The following is a 23,997-nucleotide window of genomic DNA, read 5'->3' as shown; positions in this document are numbered from 1 at the left end:
ATTGTCGAGGCGACAACTACTTTGACAACGGCCGTCTCCGGCTTGTTCTTCATCGTGTCGCGCATCGTCACGATCGTCGAGTTGTACGGTGGGTAACCGTCATCGGCGAACAGGAAGAAGCGCGCGTTCGCGTGGGCCTGCTCGGCCTGAAACGTTTCCGACGACGGATACGCCTGCATCGCTACGTTCGGATCGGCAAAGAACGGTTGCAGATTGAAGGTGTACGGACGTGCCTGCGCTTCGGTGTAGCCGTACTTCGCCTTGAGCCACGGCCACCAGGTCGTGCGGCCGGAGCCCGCGACCAGGATCGTCTGGTTCTTCAGGCCGGCGAGACTCGTCACGTCGGCGTGGGTCATCATGCCTTGCGGGTCGAACTGGAAAGCCGCGGCGACCGTCGTCACGGGAATGCCGGCCTCGACGCTGGAGAGCACCTGGAAGTCATAGCCCATCAGGAAATCCGCCTGGCCTCCAGCGAGCAGTTGCATGCCGTTGACTTGCGGACCACCCATTCTGATCGTGACATCCAGCCCGTACTTCTTGTAGATGCCCGTCGCAACGGCCTGATAGAAGCCACCGTGTTCGGCTTGCGCATACCAGCTGGTCAGCAAGGTCACGTGATCGTCGGCGTGCGCCGACGGCGCGGCGAACGTGACAATGGCGAATGCAACGGCGCTGGCCTTGCGCGCAAGCGATGAACCCAATGAGGAGCGAAGTGAGCGGCCGAAAAATGCAATTCGGGCAATACGGAAAAGATGACGCAGAACGCGCATGACTGAACTCCGTGGGAACGTGGGGGTGGTGGACAGGCAAAACGACAGGAGGCGTCGACGCGACCCATGCTACGCACGCAACGTATGCGACGTCCGTGACCTACGGACGCACAAGGTCGGCCTAGCGAGACAGCAAAACTCGCGAAACCAAAGGCGCAATCGAGGGCGCACAACAACAGTCGTGTGAATGATTGGGGCAACTGCATCGCACGCTCCTTGTCGGCGGAACCGGACGGTTCCGTTCAAACGCCGAATTGCTTCGACGTGGGCGCACGATGCGCCCCAAGAGCAATGCCCCACGATAGCCGGCCTATGCATGCCGGCTCGCTAGCCGCTTCTACTCTGGTTTCGTATTAAGCGAATGTTGTGCCAGTTGCGGTAAAGCGCCCCATGACACGGCTATTCAAGCCTTTGATGTGCCGTCACTCAGCGCAGGCGCCCCGAAATCTTGCACTCGCGCGAAGCGGCGCGGCACCGCGCGAGTGCAACCCGTACGCTTTTGACGCCTGCCGGCCGCAGGCCGAAGCGTGAAAATAGTCCGTCGGGTCCGCGCCTTGCTGCGTCATGGATGTTCTCAAACCAGGAGCACGCCATGAGCGAAGCGAAAGAAACCAAGGAAAGCAAAACCACCAAGCCGGCCGATATCGAACATCCCCAGCCCGCCGCCCACAGTGACAATGAGAAAAGCAAACTGCCGGAGCGTAAGGACGAAGGGCGCAATCAGTCGCCGGCGGACCATCCCGGCAAGAAACCCGGAGAGGGCGAGCCGTCAGTCAGTTGAAAATATTGAGTGCCCGCCACAAGCGGCTTTGCTGCGTTTTTGCGGCAAAGCCGCATAAATTCTCCCCTTCCAATACCTTTCATAAAGCAAACATTTCTTCCTCTTTTTTACGAATTATTTTTTTCCTGTAATGCACTATTTTGCTGCATGCAGCAATGTGTGCGCAAAGCGAACCAGCTGCTCCCGCAACCGAACAAGGAGACGCCGTGTTCACTTCCCCCACGCCCTCCTCCGAATCCCATTCTTCTCCCAAGGTTTCCATCTGCCTGCCGACCTGTAATCGGCCTGAACTGATCGTGGAGTGCATCGATTCGTGCCTCGCGCAGACCTACGGGAATCTGGAGATCGTGATCGGAGACGATTCAAAAGATGAGCGTACGCAGCAGTTGATCGCCGAGCGCTATCCGAACGAGCCGCGCATCCGCTATGCAATGAACCGGCCGTCGCTCGGCCAGGCGCGCAATGTCGCAAGCCTGTTCGAGCGGGCGAGCGGTGACAAGATCCTGCTGATTCACGATGACGACTTTCTCACGACCGACGGCATCGAAAAACTGGTGTCGCTATGGAAGCTTCATCCGCGGCTCGAGGTGGCATTCGCCGATCAGTACGAGGCCGATCACACCGGTGCCGTCGACTTCGACGCCAGTACGCGCCTGAACACCGCGTTTCGACGCACGAGAGACGCGCAAGGCTTACAGCCGTTGCCGGGCAGAACCGGCTTGATCCAGATGTTCCCCAACAACGGCTGGATGGCGAATGCCGAACTCGTGAAACGGATCGGCTACAAGAAACAGTACGGCATGTGCTGCGATTTCGTGTTCGGCACTGAACTCTGTCTCGCCGCGCACGAGGTGTACTATCTCCGCGAATACGTCTCGGTCTATCGCAAGACGGCGAGCTCGATCTCGCACAGCACGCGCGGCACGACCGTCGCGGCGACCGTCAGCGCTTACGCCTTTGTGCAAGCACTGAAACTGCCACCGCAACTGGAACCGTCACGCAAGTTGGCATTGCGCCGGCTCGTGCCGATCGTCGTTTCGGTCTATGCGAAGAATCGCGAGCCGCTGCTCGGCTTGAAGATCGCGCTCACCCATCTGTTCGCCTACGACTATGGTTTCAGCATGCGGCTCTATTACCACCTGCTCATGCTCTCGCGGGCGGCCGTGAGCATGCGGCAGCGCAGAGCGGTGGCTGCGGTGGTCGCGGCAGCGCCTGCTGTTATTGCCGAGCCGGCCGCCGCTGTGACGGAGCGCGTCACGGACCTTGTTACCGATCGATCCGAATTGATCTGATGCCGCCGTCGACGCGGGACCGACAGTGACACCGAAGCGTTGCCACAGCCAGACGAGGCGCGTCTCGCCCTTCGGGATCCCAACGCCCATGTAATCGTTCGAAATCGTGAAGGCCGGAATCTCGTAGTTCTGCTTGTCCAGCACCTTGGCGAACAGGCCGACCAGGTTCGGACCGTCCTGCGTGATCGCCTGCATGTTGCCCGCGCGCGAAGCCGCAAACGCGAACGGCGTGTCGTCGTACGCAACGATCGTGGTTCGCGAGAATTTTTGCATTGCAACCGCGAGGTGCAACCGACGGCCACGCGTGGGCACCGCATTAGCAGTGGCTCGGCGCGTATCAAACCAGGAAATGCTCCTGTAATAAGCGTGTTTTCTGCTAAGCATCGGCTTATTAGCAAACGCGTATTTGTCGTTTGGTCTTGCGCGTCCGGCTGATTAGGATGGACCTTGAGCCGTCACCAGCCCGGAGGTTAATCGCCATGTCCGACAGTGCCTGTTTCAAGCCGCGTGTGATCGAGCCGGTCGTCGTCAATCAGCCTGAAGGATTGGGGCTTGCCGTGGAATTATGGCTTGCGCATCCCGTCGAAGGCATTGCGGGGCGCGCCGTGCAGATTCATCTGCGCAGCGATGCGAAGATGGCGCAAGCCGAGGCGCTGCGCGATCTGCTGCATGTGCTGGGAACGGAGATCGTGGTGGCTTGAGTGTGTGGTTTGCAGCTGGCTTGGCGTGCCTGGCATGGCCTGGCTTGCCGAGGCGATAAAAAACGGCGGCCGGGTTGCCCCTGGCCGCCGCTCTCACCCACCGCTCATGCGCGCCGTTCGAACGTGTCGCCCGTGCTCAAGGCTCGTGACGCAGATACCCTTCTTTCGAAGGATCGCGCATGCGCAACGACACAATGCCGGCGATCGCGCACAGCGCGGTCACATACCAGTAGAACATCGACTCGTTGCCCACCGACTTCAGCCACAGCGCGACGTATTCCGCCGAGCCGCCGAAGATCGCATTGGCCACCGCATACGACAATCCCACGCCGAGCGCGCGCACTTCCGGCGGGAACATTTCGGCCTTGATCAGACCGCTGATCGAGGTATAGAAGCTGACGATCGCCAGCGCCACGACGACGAGGCCAAACGCCGCATACGGGCTCGTCACGTCTTTCAAGGCGTGCAGCAGCGGCACCGTGCCGATGGTCGCGAAGAAGCCGAAGAACAGCATCGAACGACGGCGGCCGATGCGGTCCGACAAGGCGCCGAACGCCGGTTGCATCAACATGTAGACGAACAGCGCCGCGGTCATCACGCTACTGGCCGTCTTGGCATGCATGCCGGCCGTGTTGACCAGATACTTCTGCATGTACGTGGTGAACGTGTAGAAAATCAGCGACCCACCGGCCGTGAAGCCGAGCACTGTCGCAAATGCGCCCTTGTGCAACCACAAGCCGCGCAGCGTGCCGGCCTCCTTGCGTTGGCGTGTTTCCGCCGTGGTGGTTTCTTCGAGCGATTTGCGCAGATACAGCGCGACGAGCGCCGCCAATGCGCCGATCACGAACGGCACGCGCCAACCCCACGCTTTCAGTTCTTCGGTAGAGAGGGTTTGTTGCAGGATCACCAGCACCAGCAGCGCGCACAACTGGCCGCCGATCAGCGTGACGTACTGGAACGACGCGAAGAAACCGCGGCGGCCCTTGAGCGCGACTTCACTCATATAGGTGGCGCTGGTGCCGTACTCACCGCCCACCGACAAGCCCTGGAACAGGCGCGCGACCAGCAGCAGCGCCGGCGCCAAGGCGCCGATCTGCGCATACGTGGGAAGCACTGCGATCACGAGCGAGCCGCCGCACATCATGAACACCGACACCATCATCGCGGTCTTGCGCCCGTGCTTGTCGGCGAGGCGTCCGAAGAACCAGCCGCCGATCGGACGCATGAGGAAGCCGGCGGCGAAGACGCCTGCGGTATTGAGCAACTGCGTGGTGGTGTTGCCGCTCGGGAAGAAGGCCGGCGCGAAGTACAGCGCGCAGAATGAGTACACGTAGAAGTCGAACCACTCGACGAGGTTGCCCGATGAAGCACCAACGATCGCGAAGATGCGGCGCCGGGTGTCGTGGGCGCCGGGAACCGCTGCCACGGTTTGATCGGATAGGTCGGTCATGCTCTTGTCTTTCCTTGTCTTTAAACGGAGGTGGCGGTCGTGACGCCGCCTTCACAGCAGGCGCATCGAGGTGCCGCGGTGGCACTCATAGTGCGCGTGCGCGAATTTTACAGAATTGCAAGGGAAAGATGGGGATTTGTTAGATTCGCTGGCGAATCGGGGGTTTTTGCCTGCTCGGCGCGTCTTGATCGTTTGTTTGCCTACGGCGTTGGCCTCTCCTTCATCTGGGTCTTTGGCCTCTCCTTGATCTGGATCTTTGGCCTCTCCTTGATCTGGGTCTTTGGCCTCTCCTTGATCTGGGTCATTGGCCTCTCCTTGATCTGGGTCATTGGCCTCTCCTTGATCTGGATCTTTGGCCTCTCCTTGATCTGGATCTTTGGCCTCTCCTTGAATTGATATTGGTCTATTAGCGTCGCCCCTGTGCGGGGCGGCACTTACTTTCTTTGCCGCCGCAAAGAAAGATAAGCAAAGAAAGCGGCTCACACCGCCAGCTCATAAGCGGGTCCCCCGCACAGTTGCGGTAGTGGTGCATCTGGAATCTGTGCCCTCGCACATTCGACGTGAGTGACAAAGCACTCATACTTCCCGCCTAGCACTGCGTGCTCGCCGGAAGGGTTCATCATGCAAACCAGTGGCTTCGTTTGGCGCGGCGGGGGGCCATCGGCTTCGCCCCGGCGATATGCCACGGCGAAAGAGATGCAGGAGGCTAGGAAGGAGAGATGGTATATATCGCGCCGCACCACTACGCCAAATGAAGCGTGAGCGCGAAAACACAGCAGATGGTTTTAAGAAGTGCCCTTCGGCGCGCGCAGCGCCGCCGGAAGTATGACGGCCTTGTCACTCACGCGGAGTGCGCGAGAACACCGATTCCAGATGCACCACTACCGCAACTGCGCGAGGGCCCCGCTTATGCGCTGGCGGTGTGAGCCGCTTTCTTTGCTTATTTTTCTTTGCGGCGGCAAAGAAAGTAAGTGCCGCCCCGCACAGGGGCAACGCTAATAGACCAATATCAATTCAAGGAAAGGCCAAAAAGTCAGTGCAAGGAAAGCCCACCGCCGCAGGCAAACAACCAAACCCACCGCCGCAGGCAAACAATTCACGAAAAGCGCACCGCAATAAAAGCACAGAAAAAAACACCGCCCAAGGCCAACACCTTGTGGAAACCGCAAAAAACCCCACCCCCTACGGAGCACCCAAACCCGGCCCCGCAGGGAAAAAAACCAAACCTTAAACCCTCACCGCCGGCGGCACATACTTACACTCATACCGCTTCCTAACCGTGCCATTCTCATCAACGCTTTCCAGATAAACATCGAACTGCCACAACCGGGCCATGTGCTTGAGCACCTCATCGCTATCACCGGACAGATGCCGGTTATCGCTCATGAAATGCCGCAGCGTCAGGCTCCGGTCGCCGCGCGTGTTCACCGCCCACACCTGAATATTCGGCTCCCGATGATGCATGTCGTACTGCCGCGACAACGCCTGCCGCACGTACTGATACCCGCTGTCGTCATGAATCGCCGAGACCTCCAGCGCATCGCGCATATCATCATCCAGCACCGAGAACAGACGCATTTCCCGGATCAGATGCGGCGACAGATATTGCGCGACGAAACTCTCGTCCTTGAAATTGCGCATCGCATAGTGCATCGCCGGTAACCACGGGCTGCCGGCCAGTTCCGGGAACCACTTGCGGTCCTCTTCAGTAGGCGCCTCGCAGATCCGGCGTATATCGCTCATCATCGAAAAACCGAGCGCATACGGATTGATGCCGCTGTAGTACGGTTTCGTGACCGGCGGCTGGTAGACCACATTGCTGTGCGAATGGAGAAACTCCATCATGAAGCCGTCTTCCAGCTTGCCTTGGGCGTACATCGTGTTGAGCAAGGTGTAGTGCCAGAACGTTGCCCAGCCTTCGTTCATCACCTGGGTCTGCCGCTGCGGATAAAAATACTGCCCGACCTTGCGGACGATGCGGATCACTTCCCGCTCCCACGGTTCGAGCAGCGGTGCGTTCTTTTCGGCGAAATACAGCAGATTCTCCTGCGGCTCAGGCGGATAGCGCTCCTCGATTTCCTCGGGCAACGGCGTATGCCGGGTCGGCAAGGTGCGCCACAGTTCGTTTACCTGCGATTGCAGATAAGCCTCACGCTCGCGGCGCGCGGCGAACTCCTTTTCCAGCGATAGTTTCTGCGGACGTTTGTAACGGTCCACGCCGTAATTCATCAACGCGTGGCAGGAGTCGAGCAGTTCCTCCACCCGGTCGAGTCCGAAGCGCTCCTCACACTCCGCGATGTAATTTTTCGCGTAGACAAGGTAGTCGATGATCGCGTGCGCATCCGTCCACAGCCTGAACAGATAGTTACCCTTAAAGAACGAATTGTGGCCATAGGCCGCGTGCGCGATGACGAGCGCCTGCATCGTCATCGTGTTCTCTTCCATCAGATACGCAATGCAAGGGTTCGAATTGATGACGATCTCATACGCCAGCCCCATCTGCCCGCGACGGTAGCTTTTTTCGGTGGAGAGAAAGTGTTTGCCGAACGACCAGTGACGGTAGTTCACCGGCATGCCGACGGACGCGTAAGCGTCCATCATCTGTTCGGCGCTAATGAGTTCGAGCTGGATCGGATACACGTCGAGTTCATATTGCTCTGCAACACGGGCAATATGCGAGTCGTACTCTTCGATCAATTCGAAGGTCCAGTCGGACGGACACGGCAAAGGCCGTCTATCGGCTACGTTCATACGGACTTCCCTTTGCCCCTCAGTGGGCGTTCCGGTGTGTCCCCGTGCTGCAGCGATGTCGACTGCTCCGGCTGTGGCGGCTCCCGGATCGTCCGCCTTCGCCTCGGCATGCCCCGACTGTTGCTGCTGCGGCACGCCTTTCCCGCGCTCCGGCTGATAGCCGCGCGCTTCGTTGTGCAGGTGTTTTGTCATGAAGACGCCACCTGCTTTTCAAACAACTCGCGAAACACCGGATAGATGTCGGCCGCGGTTTCGACCTTCTTCATCGCCATATGCGGCTGGCTCAGCGCGAGTTGCGCATATTCGAGCCACAAGTTCTGCTCTTCCGGCGTGACCTGGATATATGCAAAATAGCGCACCTTCTGCAGGATGTCATCCGAAAGTATCTTGCGGCACTTGGGTGAATCGTCGGTCCAATTGTCGCCGTCGGACGCCTGAGCGCCGTAAATATTCCATTCAGTGGGCGAATAGCGCTCGTCCATCACCTTCTGCATCAACTCGAGCGCGCTCGACACGACCGTGCCACCGCTTTCAGTCGAATGGAAGAACGTGTCTTCGTCGACTTCTTCGGCGCGCGTATGGTGGCGGATGAACACTACCTCGATCTTTTCGTAGTTACGCTTGAGGAACAGATACAGCAGGATAAAAAAGCGTTTGGCCAGATCCTTGCGCTGCTCGTCCATGGAACCCGACACATCCATCAGACAGAACATCACGGCCTGGCTCGATGGCGTGGGCTGCTTCACCCGGTTCACGTAGCGCAGATCGAACGGGTCGATAAACGGAATCCGCCAGATGCGCCCACGCAAATGGTGGATTTCCTCTTCGAGCAGTTTGATCTCTTCGCGACGGTCGTCGGGATCGGCCTTCATCACCTCGAGTTGCCGTTCCATCTCGTGCAACTGGTTGACGAGCGGCGCACCGAGCGCGATGCGGCGGCCGAGCGCGCTGCGCAACGAGCGAACCACGTCGATATTGTTCGGTGTGCCTTCCGCCGCCCAGCCGGCGCGGATACTCTTCCACGTGGGCACGGCCATCAGATGGGTTTTGACGAGACGCGGCAGTTCGAGGTCGTCGAAGAAATACTGCATGAATTCTTCGCGGCTCAGCTCGAACACGAAGTCGTCCTGACCCTCGCCCTCGTTGCTGGCCTGATTGCCCCCGCCGCCTCCGCCGCCGCCTTGCGGGCGTTGGATCTTGTCGCCGCGGATGTAGTCGGAATTACCCGGATGCACCATTTCGCGCTTGCCGCCTGGACCATGCCGGAACGACGGTTCCGCGATGTCCTTGCGCGGGATGGTGATGCTCTGGGTGTTCTGTATATCTTTGATGCTGCGATCGCGAACCGCTTCCGAGACGGCGCGACGAATGTAGTTTTTGACGCGGCGCAAAAAGCGCTCGCGATTCGCAATGCTCTTGTTCTTCCCAGCCAACCTGCGGTCGATGATTTGATGAAGCACGCCCGGTCTCCCGTGTCGACCAGAGTAAGCGCTTTAGCACTTACTCTGGTCCCATGCACCGCATGTCGGTCTGAATTAGCGCTTTAGCGCTTACTCGGACCCCATGCAACTGCGCTAATTTCCGGTGCGCGAGACGCATGTTGCGAACACAAACGCTATGTCCATGCAGCTTGCGCCTCGCAAGGTGCCCGCGCGGACGGACCGCGCGGGCGGCACGCAGTGCGTATCATGACGACTTACGCACGCGCAGATACCAGTCACACAACAAGCGCACCTGCTTCGGCGTATAGCCCTTCGTGACCATGCGGTTGACGAAGTCTTCGTGCTTGCGTTGCTCTTCCGCCGAGCCCTTGGCGTTGAACGAGATTACCGGCAACAGTTCCTCCGTGTTCGAGAACATCTTCTTTTCGATCACGACGCGCAGCTTCTCGTAGCTGACCCAGGCGGGATTCTTCCCTCCATTGGCCGCACGCGCACGCAGCACGAAGTTCACGATCTCGTTGCGGAAGTCCTTCGGGTTGCTGATGCCCGCGGGTTTCTCGATCTTTTCCAGTTCGGCGTTCAGCGCCGCGCGGTCGAAACTCTCGCCGGTGTCGTGGTCGCGGAATTCCTGATCCTGAATCCAGAAGTCCGCGTACGTCACGTAGCGATCGAAGATATTCTGACCGTACTCGGAATACGACTCCAGATACGCAGTCTGAATCTCCTTGCCGATGAACTCGGCATAGCGCGAGGCCAGCACGTCCTTAATGAACGACAGGTACTTCTGTTCCGTCTCCGGTGGGAACTGCTCGCGCTCGATCTGCTGTTCGAGCACGTACATCAGGTGCACCGGATTCGCCGCGACCTCCGTCGAATCGAAGTTGAATACCCGCGACATGATCTTGAACGCGAAGCGGGTCGACACACCGGTCATCCCTTCATCCACGCCCGCGAAGTCGCGGTACTCCTGATACGACTTGGCCTTCGGATCGGTGTCCTTGAGATTCTCGCCGTCGTACACCTGCATCTTCGAAAAGAGGCTCGAATTCTCCGGCTCCTGCAGGCGCGTGAGCACCGACATCTGCGCCATCATCTTCAGCGTACCCGGCGCGCATACCGCATCGGCCAGCGACGAGTTACGCAGCAGCTTCTCGTAGATCTTGACCTCTTCGCCATAGCGCAGGCAATACGGCACCTTCACGACGAAGATCCGGTCGAGCAGTGCTTCGTTGTTGCGATTGTTACGGAACGCCTTCCATTCCGACTCGTTCGAGTGGGCCAGAATCACGCCGTCGAACGGGATCGCGCCGAACCCTTCCGTGCCCTTGAAGTTGCCTTCCTGAGTTGCGGTCAAGAGCGGGTGCAAGACCTTGATCGGCGCCTTGAACATTTCCACGAACTCGAGCAAGCCCTGATTCGCGAGGCACAGGCCACCGGAGTAGCTATATGCGTCCGCATCATCTTGTGCGTACTGTTCGAGCTTGCGGATGTCGACCTTACCGACCAGCGACGAAATGTCCTGATTGTTTTCGTCGCCCGGCTCGGTCTTGGCAATACCGATCTGGCGAAGGATCGACGGGTAACGGCGCACCACGCGGAACTTGCGGATGTCGCCATTGAATTCGTGCAGGCGTTTCACGGCCCACGGACTCAGAATGCTTTTCAGGTAGCGGCGTGGAATGCCATATTGTTCTTCGAGAATCGGACCGTCTTCTTCGTAGTCGAACAGACCTAGAGGTGACTCGTTCACGGGCGAACCCTTGATCGAGTAGAACGGCACGCGTTCCATCAGTTGCTTCAAACGTTCCGCGATCGACGATTTACCGCCGCCGACCGGCCCCAACAGATACAGAATCTGTTTCTTTTCTTCGAGCCCCTGGGCCGAGTGCCGGAAGTAGGCGACCACCTGCTCGATCACCTCTTCCATTCCGTAGAACTCACGGAATGCGGGGTATACCTTGATGACCTTGTTCGCGAAGATGCGCGACATGCGCGGATCGTTGCGAGTGTCGATCTGTTCCGGTTCACCGATTGCCGTTAACATGCGTTCGCCAGCCGTGGCGTACGCGGCGGGATTGTCTTTGCAGAGCGCGAGATACTCCTCGAGCGAGAGTTCATCTTCTCGCGTTTTCTCGAAGCGGGTCGCGAAACTGCTGTAGATATCCATGCTACCTCCTCGCCGAAGTCTAGACCGATGTCGTGCGCGGCGCGCTATTCGGAAACGACATCGCTCGAATTCATCCTAAACCCTTTTAAATTTTTTTTCACGAACTACGTTGCGAAAATCGCGCCGTACCCGCCTCCCAACATTCCTCACTTGGAAACACAGATCCGCTCACCTACAATCTTGCGCTCACATCACAGCGAATGTGTAGCGATTGCCGGCCTGCGTTGCTGCCTCTCCACTGCCGTGATTGCCGTCATTGTCGTCGCAATTCGGCGGCACCGTCTGCCTGGTGTACTGCCCAGCACAACTCGCTATGCTCCGTTACACGAATCGTCTCGTTCATCGAACGATCTCACTGCTATACCGGTCAGCCTGTCTGCATGCGCACACTTTGTCGCATTGAACGCGGACGTTATGCGTTTTCCGTGCCCGGGTACTTTTTTTATCAACGCGCGGCATCGCCATTTGGTCTACAACAGCAAGCGCTGTGTTACATGTTCGTTCGCCTAGTTCACCCTAAGGCGCTGTTACGCGGCGCATCGTCAGGCGGTTCGTCAACGCACCGGCGATTTTGTTCCGCGCCATTTCGCGTCGAACGCAATGGATCACCGCGCATTGCGCCTCACACCTGGCCGCTTGCATTAACCGCGTCGGCAGCATGGTTAGCCGCACCTATCGCGCTTATACATTGGATCACGGCAGCGCAATGGGACGCTGCATAGGTGTATACGGCAAAACGCCCCATGCGGATGCCGTGAATGTAAAACGGCCGCCCGCGGGCAGCCGTTTGTTTGATGCTTCGTAATGGACGGTTACAAGGACGGTTACACCGGCGCATTACAAAGCGCCGGTTACAAGGACCGCAGAAAAACACCATTACAAGCACGCCGTCACAAAGCACAGCGTTACACGCTCAGGTCAGTTCAATCTCCACGTCCCCCAGACCGTCGATGTGGCCGCGCACGATGCCCGGCTTGTTCACATTGTGCGCACCGACATATGAACCGGTGGTAATCGTCCATTCCGGCTCGATGGTAATGCCCATGGCAGCGCAATGGTTGACAAACCACACCAGCAGTTCGCGCGGATCGCCGGCCGGATTACCGGTGGCTTCCGGCACGAGCGAGGTGCCGTCGAAACTCAGCTCCAGTTCGGGCGATACGAAATCGAAGCTGCGTGCGAGACCCACATAGGCAACCGGATGCCCGGTGACCAATGCGCCGTTGTTCTGCGCATCAGCCAGTTGCGCGAGCGGTGCAATATTGGGCCATTCGGCAAAACGGCTATCGACGATCTCGATGGTCGGCAGCACGACGCCGACCCTGGAGAGCACCTCGTCGCGCGCATAGGCGCGGCCGCGCGGCTCGATCGCCTCGCCGAAACGAAAGGCGATCTCCAGTTCGACCAATACCCGGAAGAAGCCCGAATGGGCGACCCGCGCGGGCGACGGCACCACCAGCGAAGCCGGAATCGGCGCGCCAGCCGCAGCCCCGCCCGGCGCCCTGGCGCCGATCTTCCACCCACCCGTCGAGTCGCCAAGGCCCGCGATGACTGCCTGCTGGATCGCATAGGCGGTTGCCGCGTCGGGCGGCAGGCTGTCGGGTGGGGGCGCATCGATCAGGCGATGCTGCCGGCGAGCTTCGACGAGGCGGTTCGCGAGGTCGTATGGCGTCATGTCGGTCCTTTATGGCTGGCGCGTTGAGCGGCAGGTTGCCGCACTGAGTTGCAGCGGTTGAAGATGGCGGGCTCACGTTCCGCGCGTTGACTGCCTGAAGCGGGGCGAGCGGCCGATGCAGGTCGTAGTCGCGCCCGTCAATGTACCGGATCACGACGCTCGCCAGGGCGTGGACTGCGCTTGTGAACGTTACTTAGTCCGCAGACCATGAAAAAAGACCGCGATTGCATGCGCAATCGCGGTCTTTGTCGTCATGCGGGCGATCCGCGCAAGCGTGATTACGGCCAATGCTTCATCGGGAACGAATGTTGCGACGGCGTGGCGGGTGCATGACCGCTGCTAGGATTCGGCGTCGCGTTCAAAGAGGGGCAATGATGGCATGCGTCCGCGCATTCGAAGCGCGGGTAGCGCAGCACGTCCGGTGCGTTAGAAGCGCGGGTTAGCGCAGCACGTCCGACGCGTTAGAAGCGCGGGCAGACGCAGCACCTCCGTGCAGTACAAGCGCGGACGGACCTGCACTTCCGCGCGTTCAGAACGCGGGGGCGACGCAGCACGCCCGCACGCATTGCCGCATTCTGCCGTGCCGCGCTTCCCATAGGTTGCCGATCAGAAAGTCTCCCAATCCTGATCGCTGCCGGCGCTCGCCACCGCCTTGGCAGGCGTCCTCGCTGGCGCAGCGGTAGCCGGCGCTGGGTGTGCGGCCGGTGCCCTGGTTGCCGCGGCGGCCTGCGCACGCGGTGGTGAAGCAGCTTGCGACACGGCTTGCGAAGCAGTCTGCAAAGCGGGTTGAGACACTTTACGTGCCGCCAGCGGACGGCCCGGCGCGGCCACGCGCTTCGGCGCCGCGCTCACCGGCGCCTTGTAGCCGCTTTCGTCGAGCTGGAACACCGCGACTGCGGCACGCAGCTTGCCGGCCTGATCTTCGAGCGACGAGGCTGCGGCGGCCGCTTCTTCGACCAGCGCGGCATTCTGTTGCGTCACCTCGTCCATCTGCGTGACCGCGCGCGCCACCTGGTCGATGCCGCTGCTTTGCTCTTCCGAGGCCGCCGCGATCTCGCCCATGATGTCAGTCACGCGCTGCACCGCGCCGATGATCTCGGTCATGGTGCGGCCGGCTTCATCGACCAGCGCCGAACCGGACTGCACGCGCTCCACCGAGGTGTCGATCAACTCCTTGATTTCCTTGGCCGCCGCCGACGACCGCTGCGCGAGGCTGCGCACTTCGCCTGCCACCACCGCGAAACCGCGCCCTTCTTCGCCGGCTCGCGCCGCCTCCACGGCCGCATTCAGGGCCAGGATGTTGGTCTGGAACGCAATCCCTTCGATGATCGAGATGATGTCGGCGATCTTCGCCGAGCTCTGATTGATGTCGCCCATCGTGCCGACCACCTGGCCGACCACCGCGCTACCCCGGTTGGCAATCTCGGACGCATTGGCGGCCAACGAGCTCGCCTGGCGGGCGTTGTCGGCGTTCTGCTTGACCGTGCCGGTCAGCTGTTCCATGCTCGACGCGGTTTCCTGCAAGGCCGAAGCCTGCTCTTCCGTGCGCGAGGACAGGTCGATATTGCCGGCCGCGATCTGGCGCGTGGCGGTCGCGATCGATTCACTGCCGCTGCGCACCGTGCGCACCGTTTCGGTGAGACTGCGCTGCATTTTGGCGATGCCGTCGAGCAACTGCCCCATTTCGTCGCGCGAGGTGACCGCCACCGGGCGATGCAGATCGCCTGCGGCGATCGCGGCAAAATGACCGAGGGCTTCGTCGAGCGGACGTCCAATCGCGCGGCTAAGCGTCAGGTAGGACAGCACCGCGGCGAGCACGCCGACCAGCAGGGCACCGGCGCTCACCATGCGGAACACTTCAGAGCTGCTTTGCGCGGCGTCGAAACCTTCCTTGGCCGAGGTGAACTGGAACTGGCGCAGCGCTTCATCGGAGATGGAGAGTTCGTTGTACGCCGCCTGCACGCGCTTGGCGCCCTCGACGAGGTTGCTCGGGTCGTTTGCCGTGATGGTCGCGGCAAACGCGTCCAATTGCTGATGCAGCGCGCCGCGTTTGGCCACCACGTCCTGGGCGAGACGATCTTCCTCGGCGCCGCGCGGCAGGTCCATGTACTTTTTCCACCACGTCTCGGACGTGACGCGCATCGAATGCGCGCGCTCGATCGTCGGCGCTACCTCCGGCGTGCCGGCCATGAACGCCGCCCGGTCGAGCGCCAGCCGTTCGCGCGCGGCAAAGAGTTCGGCGTTGCCGATATTGACCGCGCCTGGCATGGCGTTAGTGAAAGTGTCCTCGTGCGCGGCGTTCGAGCGGCTCATGCTGAACAAACCGAAAACGCCAATGGCGACCAGCAGCGCGGCGAGAAAAGCCATCGTGAGGCCAATCCGCGCCTTGATCGTGATGCCTTTGTTCAACATGCTTGTTCCTGTGCTTAGCAAATAAGAGGCTGCGTGCGCAGCGCGGCTAGCGAGTGGCGTCTGCGTGGATGGCGCTGATTGATACGGCGCTCTGATAGCCACGTTTACGGCATTTCATCCGCATACTTGAAGGCTTTGTATGGTATGAAGAAAGGCACTGAAAGCAATTGGAAAGAATTCCAGAATACTGACAGGCAGCACCCAGGAGGCCGCGCGGAACTCGGGCATTCAGGAAATTGATGTCAGGCGGCTCGGGCGGCTGACCGGACGTGCGAGGGGCTGGGTGAAGCGGCTGAGTTGCACGAAGGCAATGACTGGCTTGACGACAGGCGCAAAGCGCTTGCGCCCAATTTTGGCGCACGCTCAAGCTGAGAGCCAAGGCCAGACTATGCGAAAGACCGGACGCGAAGCCTTTGAGGCCTCGCGCCAGTAACCCGGTGCCCGATATCAGGCGGCCAGATCGCGCCTGGTGACGCCGGCCCATGTCGCGGTGGATTCGCGCACGATCAGGCGCGGTGACACGACACGCCGCCGGCCTGGCGCGCGCTGGCTGCCTGACGAAGACCCGGCGATACGTTCGATCAACGTCTGCGCGGCCATATCCCCGAGCGCGCGGACCGACTGACCCACCGTCGAGAGCGACGGATAGGTGAAGCGACCCAGTTCGATATCGTCGAAACCGATGATCGAGCAATCGCGCGGCACGCTGATATTGCGCTCGGCCGCAGCGCGCAGCGCGCCGATGCCCATCATGTCGTTGCCGGCGAATATCGCCGACGGCTTCAGCGTGTCGAACAACTGCCCGGCCGCGCGATGGCCGCCCGTCCCCGAAAAATCACTCTCGACAATCGCGTTGGCTGGAATCTCGATGCCGCGCTCGGTCATCGCGCGGATAAAGCCGTGCACCCGCATGGCGCTGACCGCCGTGTTCACCGGCCCGGTGATGCAGCCGATCCGCACGTGCCCCAGTTCGAGCAGATGACGCGTCGCGAGATAACCGCCCTTCTCATGGTCGATCTGCACCAGATCGGCGTTCAAGCCTTCAATATTGCGGTCCAGGACGACCAGCGGCTCGTGCGCATCCGCAAGGGTCTGCGCCAGCACTGCGTCGTCGCCTGCGGAGGCGACGATCAGTCCGTCGATACGCTTTTCCTGCAGCACGCGCAAATAGTTACGCTGCTTGACCGGATCGTCGTCGGAATTGCAGAAGAACAGGCAGTAGCCGTTGCGCGAGCAACCATCCTCGATACCGCGCGCCATTTCCGCGAAATACGGGTTCGTGCTGTTCGGCAACACCAGTCCGATCGTCGCAGTCGCCCGCGCCTTGAGCGAGCGGGCCACCGCCGACGGTACATAGTGAAGCTGACGAATCGCGTGTTCGACCTTCGCGCGCACGTCGGCCGATACCGGCCGTGAGTTGTTCACCACGTGCGATACCGTCGTGAACGACACGCCCGCCGCGGCCGCTACATCCTTGATCGTCGCCATAACCTGTTGCTCTCCTGCCTGTTGTTCCCGCCAGCCACGCCATCTGGCGACCCACCGGACATCTTCATCGAAGACAGACCAAATCCATGAATGACAACCGCCCTCGCCATTACGCGCCCTTACGATGGCTGTGATAGGTATCCAGCACCACCGCCACCACGATCACCGTGCCGGTCATTATCCGCCTGGTCGGCTCGTTCGCGCCGATCTGCGCAAGGCCGGCCGCGTGCACCGATCACCGCCACCGCGATCAGGAACGCCGGCGAGATGCCGAGCGCGATCGGATTCGACAGGAAATCGAGCGCGATCATCGCCGGCAACGCACCGGCAACGCCCAGGTAGTTCGAAAAGCCGAGCCGCGTGCCGGCCGGCTTGCCGCTTGCCAGCGGTGCGGACAGGTTGGCGAGCGGCGTTACGCTGGCCACATTCACCGCGTCTGGCTTCCCACTTGATCCACTCGATCCTCCACGCGCCGATTGATCGGTCATGACAGACGCCCTGCTTCATTGGCGTCGGGGGCATGCAGCAGCGCTTCGCGGCTGTGGCAGCCGGCGCAAACCGCGACCAGCAGCCAACGACAGCCCCTTGTCGTACCGCGGCCCAATGCGCGGAATGCGCAGGAGCTTTCGACTACGCCCCCCCCGCCGCGCAGCCGCCGTCATGACGCTCACCTCTGGAATTAACGGCGGCGCGGAAGGTTTCTTTAGCGTTTATTGAATTAACGCAAATCCGCGTGTTTTTCGCCATCTATTCGACTACCGCGGCGCGACGCGAATCCGCGTGCCTGGGCGTGTTGCGATGCTTCTTATAGTGCGTAATCGGTACTTGCTGCCAGACGCTTACCTGGTCACCAGATCGCACGGCGTTTCCACCACGCCGGACAACTGCGACTGCTTCTTGTGCTCGCTGATCGCCTTCAGCGCGGTGTCGATGCCGAACACGGCCTGCTTGGCGGCGTACTGATCGGCGGTGGCGAGCACGCGGCCATCCTTGAGCATCGGCCTGATCGCGTTGATGTTGTCGTAGCCGACCACCAGCACCTTGCCCTGCTTGCCCGCCGCGCGCACGGCCGAGACCGCGCCGATCGCCATATTGTCGTTGCCGGCCAGCAGCGCCTTCAGGTTCGGATACTCGTTGAGCATGGCCGACGCCACTGCATTGCCTTTGTCGATTTCCCAGTCGCCCGATTGCACCGAGACGACCTTGGCGCCGACGGCCTGCATGGCGTCTTTGAAGCCCGCGGTGCGTTGTTGCGCGTTGGTGGTGGTCGACACGCCTTCGATAATGCCGACTTCATCGCCCGACTTCAGCTTTTTGGCCAGGTAGTCGCCGACCTTCTGTGCGCCCTTGCGGTTATCCGGGCCGACGAACGGCACATTCAGGTCTTTGGACTTGAGCACGTCCGGGTCGAGCCGGTTGTCGATATTCACGACGATGATGCCCGCGTCGACGGCCTTCTTGACAACCGGTACCAGCGCCTTTGAGTCGGCCGGGGCCAGCACGATCGCATCGACCTTCGAGACGATCATCTGTTCGACGATGCGGATCTGGTTCGCGGTATCGGTCTCGTCCTTGATGCCGTTGGTGATCAGGTCGAACTGGGAGGGGTTGTGCTTCTGGTAATCCTTGGCGCCGTTTTCCATGGTCAGGAAGAACTCGTTCGCGAGCGACTTCATCACCAGCGCGACCTTCGGCCTATGGGCGGGCGCGGTTTGCGCATAAGCGGAGGAAAACGGCAAAGCGGCAGTGGCGGTGACGAGAACTGCGGCCGCCAGCATGCGGCGGCGAAGGCGATCGCTCATGGATATCTCCAGGTTTATCCGGCTCGCGCTCGAGCCGTATTTTTAGTGGTGAGCAAACGTTTGCGACGGCTATTCTCAGCATGCTGAGTTCAGACTGTCAACGATTCGCGGTGTTGCGATGCACCGGTGCGCAGAAAGTGCGTCGATGGCGTGCGTTCGATGGGTTCGACCGGGCGCAGCGGATACGCGCACTAGCACGCTGCGTGTCGGCAAAGATTCCTCACTCGGTCCGTGCTTGGCAGATTTGCCGCCGGCGCCCAGCTCAGCGGCCGGCGGGCCGCCTATGCTGGACTTTGGTTGCGCACGGTGCAAGCCGGAACAACGCCGGGCGCCGGGCGGCCTGTCAAAGCCAGCCAGCCTTGCGAAAGCGCCAGTACAAAATCAGATCCACGGTCAGCATCACGGCAAGACAGATCGGATAACCATACTTGTAATGCAGCTCGGGAATGCTCTGGAAGTTCATCCCGTAGATGCCGGCGATCATGGTCGGCACCGCGAACAAGGCGGCGAACGAGCCGAGCCGCTTGGTCACCTCGCTTTCCGCAAGCGAGATCATCCCCAGATTGACCTGTACCGCGGTGACGATCATTTCGCGCCGGCCGTCGATAGTTCTGACAATCCGTTCGAGGTGGTCGTAGACGTCGCGGAAATAGGCTTGCATGCCTTCGCAGATGCTCGGAATGCGGCCGCCGGTCAGTTTGCCGATCGCTTCCTGCAGCGGCGCAATGTGGTGTTGCAGGATCACGAGGCGACGTTTCAACGAGTACAGATCCTCGATGATCGCGCGCGATGCCGACGAATTGTTGCGGTCGAAGATGCGGTCCTCGAGCGCTTCGATCTCAGTGTTCATCGCCTCGATGATCGGAAAATAACGATCGACGATGTCATCCGCCAGCGCGTACAGCACGAACGCCGAACCTTCCTTGAGCAATTGCGGCTCGCGCTCGCAACGGGCGCGCACGTTCTGGAACCCGGTGCGCGTGCCGCGGCGTACCGACAGCACATAGTTGTGCCCCACGAACACGTCGACCTCGCCGATCAGCAATTCGCCCTCTTCGTCCGTTTCGACCGTGTGCATCACGGCGAAGAGGGATTCGCCGTACTCCTCGATTTTTGGACGCTGATGGCCGTATTGCGCATCTTCGATTGCGAGTTCGTGCAGGCCGAACTCGTGCTTCATCACGGCTAATTCCTCCGGCGCCGGGTCTTTCAGCGCGACCCAGACGAAGCACTCGGGCCGCGCCACGTAGTCGCTGATGCTATCGATATCGATGTCAGCCAGTTTTCGGCCGTCCTGATAGGCGGCGCAATTGATCAGCATGTTGGATTACCTTGAAAACGGAACAGACCGGCTGGCGTCGCATTTGTGCGTATGCCCGGCGGCGGATCTTCTGCATGAACGAACACCCTGACAGCCGTCATGTTAAGGGCTATGGATGAATGTCATGTATCCAATTGTTAAAGCTTACCTGCGGTGACAAGGGGGCGCGGTTCGGCGCAGGTCGACGCACTTGGGCCTGACCAGGTCCTGCCCTGCCCTATTGGGCAACCCTGCGCAACGCGATGCGGTGATCGTCGCCGAAGGTGACCAACGCACGGTTCGTATAACGCGTGTCGGCCGTGACCGTGAAGTGCATCTCCACGACTGGATCGAATTGCGTGGAGACACCGATGCGATGCACGCCCGGACTCAGATAGAAGACCACGTGTTCGCCGTTCATCAGATCGGTGACCTGCTTGCCGTCGATATACACCAGCGCATCACGGAAGCGGACGATCACGTCGCGGGAACGTTCGCGCCGCACGTCCACGGCGACCAGTCCGGTTGCGGGCTGCGTATAACCGGGCTGGACGATGCGCGCTTGCGGCACTTCCTTGAACGGCACGGGCTCGGCAGGGGTCGACGCGCAACCGGCGAGCGACGCGACGGCAAGGGCAAGGGCAAGCAGCGCGGCTTTGCAATGGTAGTGCGAGCGCATCGGCATGCTGGGTCTCCCGTGTTGTTGGTTGTGGCACTGCTTCTCTGGTATCAACCAGACGTTTGATCAACGCCCCGAATCCATAGATTTGCCATGCCAGGTTCTCCCGCTCACACACTGCCACGCATCATAGCAATGCCCGGCCGTGATGCCACCCTGGCCGAACGGCCAACCGTCCGCGCGCCCTCTTGCGCACTGCCGCGTTCTTCTTCATGATCGCTGCAAAGCGCTGCGTTGTGGCGCGCCGGGGCGCTGCGGATTTACCCTCAGATCGGCCACGCGCCACCTTTGTATGCCAGCATGTTTGCTTCTCTGTACCGGTCATGTGCAACGCTTCATTGCCTGCCTCGCCGGACATCTGATCAAGGAGACTGCAATGTGGTATTTCACCTGGATTCTCGGCATCGGCGTGGCCTTGGGCTTTGGCGTCATCAATGTGATGTGGCTGGAGGCCAGCGGCAAATTCGCGCGTGATCCGCAGCGCGTCGGCGGCCCGCCCACCACGCCCGAGGACACGTCTTCGTGACGCATCTGGTTTTCTTCTGCGGTCACGCAGGCACTGGCAAGACTACTCTGGCGAAGAAGCTGATCGGCCCGCTGACGCAGGCGAGCACGTCACCTTTCTGCCTGCTCGACAAAGATACGCTGTTCGGCGGCTACAGCGCGGCCGCCATGGCCATGCTCACCGGCGATCCGAACGACCGCGACAGCCCGCTTTTCCTGCAGCACCTGCGCGATCCCGAATATCGAGGCCTGCTCGATACCGCCCGCGACAATCTCGAGCTCGGTGTCAGCGCGCTGGTGGTCGGGCCGCTGTCGCGTGAAGTGCGCGAGCGGCGCCTGTTCGATCGCGCGTGGCTGGGCATCGGCGCGGACGTGGCGCTGCGGGTGGTCTGGGTCTACACATCGGAAGAGATGGCGCGTCAGCGCATCGTCGCGCGTGGCAATCCGAACGATGCCTACAAACTTGCGCATTGGGACGAGTATCGGCAGCGCCGCTTCGTGCCGAGCGGCGAGATTTGTGAAGACCTGTTGATATTCGACAACACCGCGCCAACCCGTGCCGATTACGAAGCATTGCTCGCACGGATCTTGGGTGAACCGTATGCGTCATCTGCGATGCTGCCGCCGTTGCCTGTGTAGCATCCTCGGGTGCCGGCAGGAAAAACGCCCCGCCAGGTGAAAGCGCGTCCCCAAAGCCGGACATTGGTCCAACGGTTTGGGGCGCAGTTCATAAGCGGGGCGTTTTGCGGCCCTCTGCGGGGCCGTTCTTCCTGACTCGCAGCAGACATCACCGCATGCGCGCAGGGTCCTCGGTTCTGAGCCTCAACGCGACAGTCACGGCTTACACCGTTGCCATCGCATCCAGCGACTGCCCTTCGTACAACTGGCCAAAGCGGTTCGCAAGGAAGTCGCGCAGCGACACCTGCTCCTGGCGCACGAAACCGCTTTGCGGCAGCTTCTGCTCGCGGAACAGATCGAGCACCGCGCACATCGCACCGGCCGTGGTGATCTGGATCGCACTCATCGGTACGCCGCACACCGTCTTCGCGAAGATCTTGCGGGTGAACACTTCCTGCACCAGTTGACCGTCACGCATGCCGGACACGGTGATGAACACCAGCACGACGTCTTGCGCCGTCGAGGGCACCGAACGGCGCATGATGCTCTTGAGCGTATCGCGGTCGCTGGAAAGACGCAGATCTTCCAGCAGAAACTGCATCAGGTTGCGGTGGCCCGGATAGCGCACCGACTTGTAGTCGAGCGATTCGACCCGGCCCGACAGCGTTTCGCATAGCGTGCCGAGGCCGCCGGACGTATTGAAGGCTTCGTATTCGGTACCGTCGAGCGAGAAGTGTTCGAGGCCTTCGAGCGGCTGCACCCACTGCGTGCGGCTGTCGCGGATCGCTTCGCACGGCTGGCAGTACTCGTTGATCAGACCGTCGACGCTCCACGTCAGGTTGTACTTCAGCGCGTTGGTCGGGAACTCCGGGAGCGCGCCGACGCGCATCTTGACGTCGCGAATCTCGGTGAAACGGTTCGCCAGTTCATGCGCGGCGATGCCGATGAAGCCCGGCGCCAGACCGCACTGCGGCATGAAAGCGTGCTCGGCGTCGTCGGCGATCGCGCGGATCGCGTGGGTGGCGCGCACGTCTTCGGTCAGATCGAAGTAATGGACGCCCGCGCCCTTGGCGGCCGAAGCCACGTTCACGGCCAGGTAATACGGCAGCGCGTTGACGAGCGCGTCGAAGCCCTGAATGGCGGCACGCAGCGCGGCGGCATCAGCGGAATCGACGCGGCGGGTCGGGATGCCCTGGGCGGCGAGCTTATCGAGCGCATGCTGATCGCGGTCGAACGCGACGACGTCGTAGTCGCCGGTTTCACGCAACATGTGGGCGATGGTGTGACCGATCAAACCAGCGCCAACGATGGCTACTTTCATACGCTTCTCCTTGTTCTATGTACGCTGTCTCCAGCTTCGAAGGTGCGCTGCGCCAAGGCGCTGCGCCCGTCGGGCTGAACCCTTGAGAGACAGTTTAGGGAGAAGCGAAAACAGTTCATACGCGCAAAATGCTGCGCTATGACCATGACCTTCGACGTTATGACGATGCGGTTAGTCGATATGTCGAAAACATATCAAAACGGCGTAAAAATCAGGCTGCCGGATCACGGCATGCCGCGATCGATCTTGCGCGCCAGAATGATCGACGTGGTGGTTCGCTCCACCCCTTCCAGGCCGCCGATCTGGTCGAGCAGATCGTTGAGGCGGTCGGGCGAATCGGCGCGCAGCCACGCAACATAATCGAATTCGCCGCTCACCGCGCATAGCAGTTGCACCTCGGGCATCTTGCCGAGCCGTTTCTGCACGGCTGGCCCGTGCTTCGGTGCGATGATGATGCCGACGTACGCCTGGATGCTCGAATCGAGTACGTCCTGGCCGAGCCGCACGCTATAGCCGCCGATCACGTTGCTGCGCTCGAGCCGGGCGATCCGGGCGATCACGGTGGTGCGCGCCACGTCCAGTTGGCGCGCGAGATTGGCGACGCTCTCACGGGCGTTGGCCTGGAGCAGCGCAACGAGGTTGCGGTCGAGGTCGTCGAGTTGGTCGAGGCGCGGAGGTCTCATCGAGGCGGAAGAAGTTAGTCAGAAGTGTGTGGATTATCGCGCGTCTTCGACCTCCGGCGGCGAAGTGGCTCAACCATGAAGCCGTGCGCGCAAAGGCCGCGTACCGGCTGCGATGTTCACGTTCTGACGCCGTCTCTGGCAACCGGACTGTCACGGCTGGC

At 60.8% G+C, this 23,997-nt stretch carries 19 protein-coding genes and 3 pseudogenes; 6 read left to right on the top strand and 16 right to left on the bottom strand.

All coding sequences use genetic code 11. The features are described 5' to 3' along the window. Positions 1–5: 5 nt before the first annotated feature. Positions 6–770: pseudogene (locus tag P0D84_RS08670) on the bottom strand (ABC transporter substrate-binding protein); the annotation flags it as partial. Positions 771–1,362: 592 nt separating this feature from the next. Here P0D84_RS08670 and P0D84_RS08665 point away from each other — a divergent pair. After that, positions 1,363–1,551, top strand: coding sequence for a hypothetical protein (locus P0D84_RS08665; RefSeq protein ID WP_408334882.1), 189 nt, complete (start codon positions 1,363–1,365; stop codon positions 1,549–1,551). 206 nt (positions 1,552–1,757) lie between these two features. Further along, entirely contained in the window at positions 1,758–2,843 is a 1,086-nt protein-coding gene (locus P0D84_RS08660) for a glycosyltransferase family 2 protein (protein ID WP_408334879.1), read from the top strand. Positions 2,844–2,894: 51 nt separating this feature from the next. On the opposite strand, the pseudogene P0D84_RS08655 reads toward P0D84_RS08660, so the two are convergent. Then, a pseudogene (locus P0D84_RS08655) lies at positions 2,895–3,101 on the bottom strand (amino acid ABC transporter substrate-binding protein); the annotation flags it as partial. A 221-nt stretch (positions 3,102–3,322) separates the two neighbouring features. Here P0D84_RS08655 and P0D84_RS08650 point away from each other — a divergent pair. Further along, positions 3,323–3,544: a hypothetical protein gene (locus tag P0D84_RS08650; RefSeq protein ID WP_408334877.1), complete on the top strand. Its 222-nt coding sequence runs from the start codon at positions 3,323–3,325 to the stop codon at positions 3,542–3,544. A 136-nt stretch (positions 3,545–3,680) separates the two neighbouring features. Here the strand turns inward: P0D84_RS08650 and P0D84_RS08645 are convergent, their stop codons facing one another. Together P0D84_RS08645 and P0D84_RS08640 are read right to left on the bottom strand one after the other, a co-directional pair. After that, positions 3,681–4,994, bottom strand: a complete 1,314-nt coding sequence (locus P0D84_RS08645) for an MFS family transporter (RefSeq protein ID WP_408334874.1) — start codon at positions 4,992–4,994, stop codon at positions 3,681–3,683. 200 nt (positions 4,995–5,194) lie between these two features. Continuing rightward, positions 5,195–5,428: a hypothetical protein gene (locus P0D84_RS08640; RefSeq protein ID WP_408334872.1), complete on the bottom strand. Its 234-nt coding sequence runs from the start codon at positions 5,426–5,428 to the stop codon at positions 5,195–5,197. 488 nt (positions 5,429–5,916) lie between these two features. Between P0D84_RS08640 and P0D84_RS08635 the strand changes: the two genes are divergently transcribed. Continuing rightward, positions 5,917–6,225, top strand: a complete 309-nt coding sequence (locus P0D84_RS08635) for a hypothetical protein (protein ID WP_408334869.1) — start codon at positions 5,917–5,919, stop codon at positions 6,223–6,225. On the opposite strand, the gene P0D84_RS08630 is transcribed toward P0D84_RS08635, so the two are convergent. The 10 genes and pseudogenes from P0D84_RS08630 to P0D84_RS08585 all read right to left on the bottom strand — a co-directional run bounded on the left by P0D84_RS08630 (position 6,222) and on the right by P0D84_RS08585 (position 20,716). Further along, on the bottom strand, positions 6,222–7,745 hold the full coding sequence (locus tag P0D84_RS08630; protein WP_408339732.1) for a SpoVR family protein: 1,524 nt from the start codon (positions 7,743–7,745) through the stop codon (positions 6,222–6,224). The two genes, P0D84_RS08635 and P0D84_RS08630, sit on opposite strands and share 4 nt — an antisense overlap. 188 nt (positions 7,746–7,933) lie before the next feature. Beyond that, a complete protein-coding gene (locus tag P0D84_RS08625) occupies positions 7,934–9,205 on the bottom strand; it encodes a YeaH/YhbH family protein (RefSeq protein ID WP_408334866.1) in 1,272 nt (423 codons plus the stop codon). Positions 9,206–9,431: 226 nt separating this feature from the next. Continuing rightward, positions 9,432–11,354, bottom strand: coding sequence for a PrkA family serine protein kinase (locus tag P0D84_RS08620; RefSeq protein ID WP_408334863.1), 1,923 nt, complete (start codon positions 11,352–11,354; stop codon positions 9,432–9,434). A 913-nt stretch (positions 11,355–12,267) separates the two neighbouring features. Beyond that, positions 12,268–13,029 (bottom strand): 2-keto-4-pentenoate hydratase, encoded by a 762-nt coding sequence (locus P0D84_RS08615; RefSeq protein WP_408334860.1) that lies wholly within the window; start codon positions 13,027–13,029, stop codon positions 12,268–12,270. A gap of 606 nt (positions 13,030–13,635) precedes the next feature. After that, positions 13,636–15,441: a methyl-accepting chemotaxis protein gene (locus tag P0D84_RS08610; RefSeq protein ID WP_408334857.1), complete on the bottom strand. Its 1,806-nt coding sequence runs from the start codon at positions 15,439–15,441 to the stop codon at positions 13,636–13,638. 447 nt (positions 15,442–15,888) lie between these two features. Beyond that, complete coding sequence (locus P0D84_RS08605) at positions 15,889–16,929, bottom strand: LacI family DNA-binding transcriptional regulator (RefSeq protein WP_408334854.1); 1,041 nt, start codon at positions 16,927–16,929, stop codon at positions 15,889–15,891. A 109-nt stretch (positions 16,930–17,038) separates the two neighbouring features. Beyond that, positions 17,039–17,164: pseudogene (locus P0D84_RS08600) on the bottom strand (ABC transporter permease); the annotation flags it as partial. Positions 17,165–17,768: 604 nt separating this feature from the next. Continuing rightward, positions 17,769–18,731, bottom strand: a complete 963-nt coding sequence (locus tag P0D84_RS08595; protein WP_408334851.1) for a sugar ABC transporter substrate-binding protein — start codon at positions 18,729–18,731, stop codon at positions 17,769–17,771. Between the two features lie 343 nt (positions 18,732–19,074). Further along, positions 19,075–20,052 carry a magnesium/cobalt transporter CorA gene (corA, locus tag P0D84_RS08590; protein WP_408334848.1) on the bottom strand — a complete coding sequence of 326 codons (978 nt, stop codon included), beginning with the start codon at positions 20,050–20,052 and terminating at the stop codon, positions 19,075–19,077. Positions 20,053–20,269: 217 nt separating this feature from the next. Further along, positions 20,270–20,716 carry a hypothetical protein gene (locus P0D84_RS08585; RefSeq protein ID WP_408334845.1) on the bottom strand — a complete coding sequence of 149 codons (447 nt, stop codon included), beginning with the start codon at positions 20,714–20,716 and terminating at the stop codon, positions 20,270–20,272. 370 nt (positions 20,717–21,086) lie between these two features. Between P0D84_RS08585 and cydX the strand changes: the two genes are divergently transcribed. Together cydX and P0D84_RS08575 are read left to right on the top strand one after the other, a co-directional pair. Further along, positions 21,087–21,236 (top strand): cytochrome bd-I oxidase subunit CydX, encoded by a 150-nt coding sequence (gene cydX, locus P0D84_RS08580; protein WP_408334842.1) that lies wholly within the window; start codon positions 21,087–21,089, stop codon positions 21,234–21,236. Further along, positions 21,233–21,853: a P-loop nucleotide/nucleoside kinase family protein gene (locus P0D84_RS08575; protein WP_408334839.1), complete on the top strand. Its 621-nt coding sequence runs from the start codon at positions 21,233–21,235 to the stop codon at positions 21,851–21,853. Before cydX ends, P0D84_RS08575 begins: the two co-directional genes overlap by 4 nt. Before the next feature lie 202 nt (positions 21,854–22,055). Here the strand turns inward: P0D84_RS08575 and P0D84_RS08570 are convergent, their stop codons facing one another. Together P0D84_RS08570 and P0D84_RS08565 are read right to left on the bottom strand one after the other, a co-directional pair. Continuing rightward, on the bottom strand, positions 22,056–23,153 hold the full coding sequence (locus tag P0D84_RS08570) for a saccharopine dehydrogenase family protein (RefSeq protein ID WP_408334836.1): 1,098 nt from the start codon (positions 23,151–23,153) through the stop codon (positions 22,056–22,058). Positions 23,154–23,377: 224 nt separating this feature from the next. Continuing rightward, positions 23,378–23,836, bottom strand: coding sequence for an Lrp/AsnC family transcriptional regulator (locus P0D84_RS08565; protein WP_408334833.1), 459 nt, complete (start codon positions 23,834–23,836; stop codon positions 23,378–23,380). Positions 23,837–23,997 lie beyond the last annotated feature (161 nt).

The organism is Paraburkholderia sp. RL17-337-BIB-A (genome assembly GCF_046025895.1).
Classification (GTDB): domain Bacteria; phylum Pseudomonadota; class Gammaproteobacteria; order Burkholderiales; family Burkholderiaceae; genus Paraburkholderia; species Paraburkholderia fungorum_C.
The sequence above is the reverse complement of the archived record's forward strand: the minus strand, read 5'-3'. Positions and strand labels throughout refer to the sequence as shown.

Excerpts from the sequence above, each read along its gene's own strand:
- P0D84_RS08665 (WP_408334882.1), top strand. The coding sequence starts at position 1,363 with ATGAGCGAAGCGAAAGAAACCAAGGAAAGCAAAACCACCAAGCCGGCC.
- P0D84_RS08650 (WP_408334877.1), top strand. The coding sequence starts at position 3,323 with ATGTCCGACAGTGCCTGTTTCAAGCCGCGTGTGATCGAGCCGGTCGTC.
- P0D84_RS08645 (WP_408334874.1), bottom strand. The coding sequence starts at position 4,994 with ATGACCGACCTATCCGATCAAACCGTGGCAGCGGTTCCCGGCGCCCAC.
- P0D84_RS08630 (WP_408339732.1), bottom strand. The coding sequence starts at position 7,745 with ATGAACGTAGCCGATAGACGGCCTTTGCCGTGTCCGTCCGACTGGACC.
- P0D84_RS08620 (WP_408334863.1), bottom strand. The coding sequence starts at position 11,354 with ATGGATATCTACAGCAGTTTCGCGACCCGCTTCGAGAAAACGCGAGAA.
- P0D84_RS08615 (WP_408334860.1), bottom strand. The coding sequence starts at position 13,029 with ATGACGCCATACGACCTCGCGAACCGCCTCGTCGAAGCTCGCCGGCAG.
- P0D84_RS08610 (WP_408334857.1), bottom strand. The coding sequence starts at position 15,441 with ATGTTGAACAAAGGCATCACGATCAAGGCGCGGATTGGCCTCACGATG.
- P0D84_RS08605 (WP_408334854.1), bottom strand. The coding sequence starts at position 16,929 with ATGGCGACGATCAAGGATGTAGCGGCCGCGGCGGGCGTGTCGTTCACG.
- P0D84_RS08595 (WP_408334851.1), bottom strand. The coding sequence starts at position 18,731 with ATGAGCGATCGCCTTCGCCGCCGCATGCTGGCGGCCGCAGTTCTCGTC.
- corA (WP_408334848.1), bottom strand. The coding sequence starts at position 20,052 with ATGCTGATCAATTGCGCCGCCTATCAGGACGGCCGAAAACTGGCTGAC.
- P0D84_RS08585 (WP_408334845.1), bottom strand. The coding sequence starts at position 20,716 with ATGCCGATGCGCTCGCACTACCATTGCAAAGCCGCGCTGCTTGCCCTT.
- cydX (WP_408334842.1), top strand. The coding sequence starts at position 21,087 with ATGTGGTATTTCACCTGGATTCTCGGCATCGGCGTGGCCTTGGGCTTT.
- P0D84_RS08570 (WP_408334836.1), bottom strand. The coding sequence starts at position 23,153 with ATGAAAGTAGCCATCGTTGGCGCTGGTTTGATCGGTCACACCATCGCC.
- P0D84_RS08565 (WP_408334833.1), bottom strand. The coding sequence starts at position 23,836 with ATGAGACCTCCGCGCCTCGACCAACTCGACGACCTCGACCGCAACCTC.